Origin of the sequence: Psychrobacter sp. TB55-MNA-CIBAN-0194 (assembly GCF_040309505.1) — a bacterium.
Classification (GTDB): Bacteria; Pseudomonadota; Gammaproteobacteria; order Pseudomonadales; family Moraxellaceae; genus Psychrobacter; species Psychrobacter fozii.
The window spans coordinates 1-275 of record NZ_JBEOOW010000241.1 but is presented as its reverse complement, the minus strand read 5'-3'; the positions used below and the strand labels follow the sequence as shown (position 1 = coordinate 275).

Sequence of the window (275 nt, the reverse complement as noted above, 5' to 3'; positions counted from 1 at the left end):
ACCTTGAACTGTGCCATCACCAGTATTTTGTGGTTGCAGTACAAATGTGCCTTCGCCTTCAGAGCCTTCAACACCGGTACTGGCAATTTCAATAAGGTCGCTAACGTCACGGTAAAATACGTTTACACCAACAACACCACTTTTACCTAAACGGTATTCGTAACCTAAATCGATACCCCAAGACGATTCTGGTTTAAGGCTTGGGTTACCTAAAAAGTCATTATCGGCGAGCTCTTTTTCAAGTAAGGCGGGTGTCATGTAGTCAAAGTCAGGGC

1 protein-coding gene is annotated in these 275 nt (G+C 44.4%); it reads right to left on the bottom strand.

Going from position 1 to position 275, the window contains the following annotated elements:
- On the bottom strand, nt 1–275 hold a 275-nt coding region (locus AAEY75_RS14990; RefSeq protein ID WP_352260025.1), incomplete at both ends, for a TonB-dependent receptor domain-containing protein.